Genomic DNA, 8,870 nt, shown 5'->3' with positions numbered 1-8,870 from the left:
ACTGAAAGATAAGCTGAAAAGCGGTCAACTCCAGAAGAAAACGAAAGCAACAACGCTCGAATGATTCAAAGGGGGTGGGTCAGTTTTACTTTGGCAGGGTGGGTCAGAATTCGATCGGTATTGACATCTTCGGGTTTTGTTGTGTTTGATAGTGAAATCTCAGAGGGGGTTATACCCTCTTCATCTGAGTTTTTATTACAGGACAAGGTAACATATTCTGATATATCCGCATCAGTTGTATAAAGTGAATGGGATAATATTTCAAACACCTGATAATCCAGAGATAAAATATCTTTTTCCTGACGTAACCATCCGACTATGTCATGAGCTAACTGAATTTTCTGCTGACTGTATTTGTCGTCAATACTGTTAATACTGAGTAGAATATTGGTAATAACATGGTTGCCAATGAGAAAGGGTTTTATATTATATATAATATCATTAACATCCACGTTTTGTAAGTCTATCTCAGATAAGTCAACGGAATCAGATAAATTGTAGTTTGTGAATGTCTGGCCTAAAATAGTTTTTTTATATTTTATAGCATCTTCACTATAGTTATTATTTTCCTTTGAAATTGGTTTTTTTAATTCTTCTAAATACTCATTAAACGATGAGTCAATGTTATGAATCATTGTTGTATTGTTTTGTGCAGGACGTGGTAATGAAAAGGTGTTACATCTATTAATAAATTGAATCATCAGTACCTCTGAAAACATTGGATTAATACAAGCAAGTGTCGGCTATTATAGAATAATTTTATTAACATTTTCTGTCTATAAAATATATAAAAATAAATTGTGATAATTGTGATGAGGAAGGTAAATATTTGTGGTAAAATTTATCTGTACTAATATAATGAAAGTTAATTAATTTAATTGTTTTTTGTAAAGTCCTTCCGCGTTAATGCTTAAATGGTTGATTTTTATATAAAATGATGCTATCACATAAAAACTATTATTTATCAAGTAGTTAATTTTATTCATACTCCGCGTCATCTTCATCGCTTAGTGGATCCACCCCCTCCAGAAGACTATTCAAATTCGTGATCGCTACTTGATCTTCGTAAGAATAGTTCCCACCAAGGAGAATGTGTCTCCATGCTACTGGGGCTAAGTTAGCCAGAACGTCTATCACTTTTTTATTATTTTCTTTTTCAAATTTCTCGACCAGTCCGGATAATATTGCTGAGTTATAGTAGATTACACAATTAGCTATCAGTTTCGCGCAACCGTTCCATTGATCTATCTGATAGTCATCGCCACCACGGAATTGATTTCCGTTGACTGATGCTATTGCTCTTCTTAGTTGATTATAAGCTTCACCTCTGTTCAGAGCCTGCAGAAAAAATTGCCTTAAAGTTTTATTGTCAGCATAGTCCAAGACATAGATGCATTTTATAATCCGGTCATACTCCCGGAGCGCTGCTAATGTCTTACCACTACGCTTTGCATTAGATAATTTCTTAACTACCGTACTTTGGACGGTTGTTTTTCTGCTTAAAGATCAAATAATATGCTGGATGTTTTCCCATTCCTGTGCAATGAGTTTAAAATTAAATTGCTTTTTAAGCCTGATAATAAGTTGCTCATCCTCCAGGATAACCTCAAACAACTCATTAAATACTTTTTTGAATTTTGCATAACGTGGTGAAAACTGATAACCAAAGATATCCAGTATCGCGAAATTTACGTTATTGACACCATGATTATCAGTAGCTAATGGTTTTGGCTGTATTTCAGTGGTGTTATTATATAACAGGTTAAATGCAAAGTGTCCTTCATATTCATTTGGAGAAATGTCCACAGTTGCCAATGGTACATGATTAGATACCAGTGTCACCGCAGAAACACCTTTTCCTTTTCTGAAATACTTGGCAGATTAACAGGCTTTGAATGTATTTATTCTGCAAGTGTGCTCCTGTCCATCAACATTTCCAAATGGAGATTCTTCATTTATTGTCCAGTATTTATACACCGAAAGGTTTGCAATTGCGTCAGATATTACTGTGCTAGCTATTCCAGTTGTATCGGGGTGAATGAATTTGTCATTTACATCACGTAGTATGCCAATACTACGGTCTGATGCAGTCGCCATTCTATGAACACCATAATTTGCTCCGTTACCAAATATACAGGCAAGAAGATTATTACAGTCAGCTTCCAGACTATTCTTTCTGGATGATACGGCATTGAACACAGATAAAAAATCCGTCTCATTGTTTACATACTTCATTACGTCGACTATCCCGATATTTTTTATCTGATTGTAAATCGGATTATCGATGCTGGTCTTCCATTTTTCACTGGCCAGACTCCACTGTAATCTGTTTGGCTGTGGCTGTTTTTTTACAAAATCATTAGCATCTGAGTTTATACCAATAGTTATACGATCAAGCTTCTCGTTAAAGATATTCTCCAGATTATCAAGAGACTGCGTTATTAGTGTAATAAGTCGTTCAAGTCCGGTCTTCTCTATCAAAGTCGATTTATTCTTTTCCCAATAACCTTGCTCTATATGTAGTGGTCAACTAAAACTGGCCACCGCTTTAGAGTTTTTCCAGTATCGATTTTCCGATTCGTTTGGTGGTAGCCCACCGTTATATTCGTGCGGCCTGAGTACGCTGTAATATCCGACGATGTGGTCCCTTATTGCATGGGCAGCATCACTGAAGCTTACGTAACCTGTCACCGGTACCCACTCGTTTTTCAGACTCCTGAAGAAGCGTTCCACCGGACTGTTATCCCGGCAGTTTCCGCGTCGGCTCATACTCTGCCTGATCCGGTAACGCCACAGTAACTGCCGGAACTGCCCGCTTGTATAGTGGCTACCCTGATCGCTGTGGAACATCACCCCGGCTGGTTTGCCCCGGGTTTCCCATGCCATTTCCAGCGCTTTAATGGTCAGTCTGCTGTCTGGAGAGAATGACATTGCCCAGCCGACAGGTTTCCTTGCGAACAAGTCGAGAACAACGGCGAGGTATGCCCAGCGTTTACCTGTCCAGATATACGTCACGTCGCCGCACCACACCTGATTAGGCTCTGTCACTGCGAACTGCCGCTCAGGGTGATTCGGGATAGCGACGTGTTCATGGCCACCACATTTATACCGGTGAGCAGGCTGCTGACAACTGACCAGTCCCGGTTCTTTCATGAGCCTGCCGGCAAGCCAGCGTCCCATTCTGAAGCCTCTCAGGGTTGCCATGGTCGCGATACTTCCTGCGCCAGCAGAGCCATGGCTGATGTTATGCAGCTCCGGAACCTGACTGCGTAATACAGCCCGCCTGCCGTCTGGCTTTTCAGGGCGGTTTTTCCAGTATTTGTAGCTGCTGCGATGCACCCCGAACACGTGGCAGAGTGTGGCCACAGGATACTGCGCTCTGAGTTTCCCGATTAACGAGAACTGTTCAGGGAGTCTGACATCAAGAGCGCAGTAGCCTTTTTTAATATTTCGTTTTCCATTTCAATGCGTTGTAGCTTTTTCTTCAGCTCGCGTATTTCGATCTGTTCCGGGGTAATGGGGGAAGCTATTGGTGTTTTACCCTGCCGCTCATCACGCAACTGCTTCACCCGTCGCGTCATTGTGGACAGACCAGCATTCATAGCGCTGGCAGCATCTGCAACCGTATAGTTTTGGTCAGGAACCAGTTGAGCGGATTCACGTTTGAACTCTGCGCTGAAAATTCTTCTTTTCATTGGGGCACCTGTAATGTTCTGAGGTGAGCATATCACCTCTGTTCAGGTGGCCAAATTCACTATGCCACTACAATAAGGTCATCTTCCAGTCGCTTGAGCTGGATTTCAGGCTTCGCTTTCAGTCAGCAATAAAAAAGGGCATAACGCATTACACGTTATGCCCTTACTGCTTACGTTAAATGTTAGAGAATAGTGACATGAACGCGGTCTTCAATCAGTACTTCTGACTGACCGCTACTCTGAAACTCCTGATAAGCCGTACCGTCAACGGTCACCGTTCCATTGGAATGCCAGTTTTCAGCTCCGCCGCCCAGTTCAACGTTGCCGTTTTCCCCCGTTACGATCAATGGAGTGCTTTCCTCATCGTTTTCACTCGCTATAGCATCCAGCGTGCGGTTGTCCATTTTCAGCGTGTTGTTGCCATCGGACATATCCACATTATGATGACCCTTTAAGACCGAGGTCAGATTCGCCAAATCAATGTTCTGATGGTCGCCATCGAGCAGCAGCGCCGCACCGGTATCATCATAATTAACCACATCCGTATCGCTATTCGCCGCAAATGTACCGATGGCGTGCGAAGCAGGCTGGTCGTCGTGTGTATTGTAGATTACGTATACCTGACCATTGTGCAAATCGCTGTTACTGTCTCCTGTCGTCGATGATGGGGCGCCAACGATAAGATCAGGACGTCCGTCGCCATTCATATCCACAACATCAACCGACCAGCCAAACAACTGATTATTCACGCTACCGTAATGCACTTCTCCCCAGCCTTTATCCAGAATATCCTGAATATCGATCTGACCATTATTGCTGGCAAGATAGCCCTGATAATCGGCTTCGTGTCCACCATAAACGACATAGACGGCTCCGGTGGTATTACCGTTCGGATCCTTAGCGTTTGGATCGCTGATCACTAAATCTTTGATATTGTCGCCGTTAAAATCATAACCTCCGATGACGTTAAGGCCAAAACCTTGCCCGCCGCCGTGATTGGTGCTGACAATGGCATAACCATATTTGGTATCAAAGGACTGAGATTGATCGTTCACGCCGATGTTAATATCGCCATCAAGCTTATTCGCGTGGAGGATCCAGACTTTGCCGTTTGTCAATTTATAGTTATCTGTTGACGATCCGATAGCAATATCTGTATCAGTGTCATTACTGAAACCACCCAGGTTCGCGATATTGTGAGTGTGTGGAACCTGCTCAGCGCTACCGATGGCTTGAGAGGGATTAGTACTAATTTCATTTAATAATCCCGAGCCAATATTGTTAATACGAATCATCTGAGAAGTATCAACATCAGCCAGGCTGAGATTAGCTGGCATCCCTGTTTCCGGCACTTGGTAAAGGTACCAGGTGCCCCGGCCGTTCAGTCCCAATCTCGCTGACTCAGCATCCTGAATGGCAAGATATTGATGACCATCGCCCAAAATATCTCCGAGCATCTGAATATCGGAACCTAAGTTGTTGTTCTGCGTCGTACCTGTAGTCGTCCAGTCTTCATGGTCAATATGACCCACGCTCATGCCTTCCGGTAGATTGCTTTCAGGAACCCATCCGGCATGCTCTGTACCATTAGCTGGATCAGCCTTCAAGGTTATATTGCCCCATTTGCCGTTTGCAGGATCGAACGTGACTGTGGTGATAGCGCCGTGTTCACCTCTGGCGGAGGCAATATCGCCGATAAGAAACGTCAACGTACCGTCTTTATTCGCAATGGACCCCACGTTGAAGGCAAAATATCTAGCCCAGTCATTATCGGTTATCATGAAACCATGTTCGTTATACCCGTCTGGCGCATTGGAAATATCTTTCAGATCCAAATTCTGCGGCAACGGTTCTTTGATAAAGAACACTTTGTCGTTCCAGTGAGAGTAAATAGCTACCCAACCGCCATCTAGCGCTTTAAGACCATATCCTTCTAAGTCACTATTATCACCATTAGCGTTATGTACGGCACTGTTATTCTGAATGATGATTCCCATTTCAGGATGATTCCCGAGCAGCGTTTCAATATCACAGCTCTGGGTAATCAGATGGGCATAGTTTTTAGAGATAGCGTAGATAACGCCTTGATAATTAGCACCGCCGTTCGCGTTTGTGCCTGCTCGTGGCGCACTGATGTAAATGTAATTGTCGCTGGCTGCGATTGAATAGCCAAAGGTATCTGCCCCTCCCTCTTTCGCGCTGCTGGAGATAACCACAGGTTCGGAGGGTATGATGGTCATGCTACCATCGGAAGAACCGTTCAGATAACCCAGCTGCGATTCGTTGTCAGCGCTATCGACAACCACGGCGCTAATGTGATGCACACCCGGGGTAAGTGGATGTTCGTCGTCAGGTGTGAAGCTCCAGCTGCCATCGGCATTGACAGGAATATTGCTGGCAATGACGGCGCCGTTATCATCTTTAATGGTCACGGTGACGGTCTGGTAGGTATCACCATCCGCCAGAATAACCTGCCCATTAAACGTTGGGGTCGCGTCCGCTTTACCGGAAGTACTTTCGATGCTGGTCGTGTTGTGGTTAACCGTATCCACTGTGAAAGCTGGCACGGATGTTTCAGCGTGGTTGCCAGCATTATCAACGACCTGGACCTGTAAAGCATCATAAAGTCCGTCTGCCAGCACAGGCACAGACGTTTGCCATTCTCCCTTATCATCTGCCTGGACTGTTGTCAGGATATTGCCGTCCTTATCCAGAATGTTGATGGTACTGCCTGCGGTGGCTTTACCGCTCAGCGTTGGCGTCGTATCGTTGGTGATACCATTTGCTGGCACTTCGGTATTAGTGACGTCGTTAGTGACATGAATATCCGTGGCTGCATTAGGCTTTACGGTATTCTGGATATAGTCTGTGGCTGCGGACGGCGTGCCCGCGTTACCCACGGCGTCGGTAACTGTTGCGGTTATGCTGTGCGAACCGTCGATCAGCGCGTTTGGTGGAGTAAATGTCCAGCTACCGTCATCAGCGATGGACGCGGTGCCCAGAACGGTATTGCCGTCCCTAATCACTACTCTGTCGCCCGGCTGGGCGCCCTCCACGTGACCACTGAGCGTCGGGGTTGTGTCATTGGTCGGATGAGCAGCATCGACAAGTTTACCCGCATCACTGGTAATGGTTACGCTGGTTGTGCCGTCAGGCGGCGTGGTGTCAACGGTGACAGCCAGATCTGAGGTTGTACTGTTGCCGGCATTGTCTGTCACTTCAACGGTCAGGTTATTTTCCCCCTCGGCCAGCGCGTCGGCCGGGGTAATCTGCCAGTTACCGTTTTGATCCACTTCAGCGGAACCGATGACCTTATCGCCCTCTTTGAGCGTTACCGTAGTGCCTGGCTCGGCTTTACCGTGAATCGTCGGCGTGCTGCTGTTGGTGGCGGTGCCATCCAGGTCGTTGCCGTCTTTATCTGAGACAGTGATAGCCTGCGCGGCGTCAGGAGCCGTGGTATCGACAGTAACATCAACCGGCCGGGCGTCACCCACATTTCCAGCGCTGTCCTGAAGCTCTGCGCTCAGATGATGGCTGCCTTCGCCCAGCGGTGATGTCGGCGTGAATGACCAGTGCCCGTCGTTGTCAATGTCAGCACAGCCGATTACCACGCCACCCTCTTTGATCACCACCCTGTCGCCAGCTTCAGCCCCCTCAACAGCGCCGCTCAGCGCTGGTGTGCTGTCATTGGTGAGTCCGCTGGTAACCGGATGCAGATCATCCGGGTTATTACCGCTGATGATCTGGATGTCGCTGAGGGTGCCCGAAGGTGGGATCGTATCGACAGTGACGTCAAGCGCAGACGATGTTCTGTTGCCGGCATTGTCTGTCACTTCAACGGTCAGGTTATTTTCCCCCTCGGCCAGTGCGTCGGCCGGGATAATCTGCCAGTCACCGTTTTGATCCACTTCAGCGGAACCGATGACCTTATCGCCCTCTTTGAGCGTTACCGTGGTGCCTGGCTCGGCTTTACCGTGAATCGTCGGCGTGCTGCTGTTGGTGGTTGTCCCCTCCAGGATATTACCGTCTTTACTGGAGAGGGTAATATCATGTGCGGCGTCAGGAGGCGTTAAATCCACGTCAATGCTGATAGGCGCGGTTGGATCGCTGGTGTTACCGCTGTTGTCGGTGACTTGAGTTGTAATCTGATGCGCGCCACTTTTCAGCGCCAGCGGCAGCTCCCAGTGGCCGTTTTCATCCACCGGTGCTGTGCCGAGGACATTATCGCCGTCTTTGATGATCACGGAGCATTCTGGGGTCGCCTGTCCGCTAATCAGCAGGTGCGACTTTTCGTTGACTGTACTGGAGGTGATAATGTCATTGTCTTTCTCATCCGTTAGCTGAACATGAGTGGCGCTGTCGGGGTGCGAGGAGGCTTCCGAAGGGCTGCTGTCGCCATTATCACCACTGGTATGGCTACCGTGTCGGGAAGCCGCGATAACGCCTCCAGCGACAGCTGCGGTCGCGATGCCTGCAGCTGCCGCAGCCCAGCCGGACATACCGAACAGGCCAGCGGCACCTTTATCATTATCGTTATCTTGCTGTTCAGCCGCTGCGGATTGCGTCTCCTCCGCTAGCGCGGAACTGTCCTGAGCAGGGACAGCCTGCTCAACACTGCTTTCCCCATCACTCAGGGCGCTGACCTGTGAAGTACTGTTCGCGCCTGACCAGGTATAGAGCTGGTCTTTATCATCAATGCCATAAATGTCGCTGAGTTGCTCCTGGGCATAATAGCCTTCAATGACCACGGCGGGATGATGCCCGTCTTCAGTAAAGATCGTTAAGTTGTCACCATGGCGCACAAATTTGAGATTTTTAACGGCAGTGATTCCCTCTCCGCCTTTAATGACGATATTGCCCTGTACAGGCGCCTGAATGGTTAACTGTGTTAACGATTCAACTTTTATAACAACGTTATTTTTGTCAGTAAGCATATTTTTTGCATGCGTCAACATGCTTTCAGTTTGCGATGAGATCGTCATAATCTATCCCTGGTTACAAGTTTCAATGGTTTTGCTATGTGCTCTGTGAGTGAATACAGAAATTAGGTGCATTAATAAAACATGCCGCCTGTATTTAATAATAAATGGCGAATAAGCGTATTGATATATTCTGCAACTGCTATAACTATGAGCTTTCCCTTATTAAAATCAGGTAAACAGAGAGGCTATATAT

Annotated in this window: 3 protein-coding genes and 1 pseudogene; all 4 read right to left on the bottom strand. The window is 46.6% G+C overall.

The features are described 5' to 3' along the window. Nucleotides 1–65: 65 nt before the first annotated feature. Nucleotides 66–701: a hypothetical protein gene (locus QRY16_RS15580; RefSeq protein ID WP_289777250.1), complete on the bottom strand. Its 636-nt coding sequence runs from the start codon at nucleotides 699–701 to the stop codon at nucleotides 66–68. Between the two features lie 277 nt (nucleotides 702–978). Continuing rightward, nucleotides 979–2,235: pseudogene (locus QRY16_RS15575) on the bottom strand (Tn3 family transposase). 291 nt (nucleotides 2,236–2,526) lie between these two features. After that, nucleotides 2,527–3,695, bottom strand: a protein-coding gene (locus QRY16_RS15570) for an IS3 family transposase (protein WP_289777249.1) whose coding sequence is annotated in 2 segments (ribosomal slippage) — nucleotides 2,527–3,446 and nucleotides 3,446–3,695 — 1,170 coding nt in all. Because the reading frame shifts where the segments join, the coding sequence is not laid out codon by codon here. Nucleotides 3,696–3,877: 182 nt separating this feature from the next. Further along, entirely contained in the window at nucleotides 3,878–8,677 is a 4,800-nt protein-coding gene (locus QRY16_RS15565) for an Ig-like domain-containing protein (protein WP_289777248.1), read from the bottom strand. Nucleotides 8,678–8,870 lie beyond the last annotated feature (193 nt).

Source organism: Mixta mediterraneensis (genome assembly GCF_030283135.1).
Classification (GTDB): domain Bacteria; phylum Pseudomonadota; class Gammaproteobacteria; order Enterobacterales; family Enterobacteriaceae; genus Pantoea; species Pantoea mediterraneensis.
The sequence above is the reverse complement of the archived record's forward strand: the minus strand, read 5'-3'. Positions and strand labels throughout refer to the sequence as shown.

What these genes read in the sequence shown, in the direction of transcription:
- QRY16_RS15565 (WP_289777248.1), bottom strand. Translation starts at nt 8,677, where the DNA reads ATGACGATCTCATCGCAAACTGAAAGCATGTTGACGCATGCAAAAAAT.
- QRY16_RS15580 (WP_289777250.1), bottom strand. Translation starts at nt 701, where the DNA reads ATGATTCAATTTATTAATAGATGTAACACCTTTTCATTACCACGTCCT.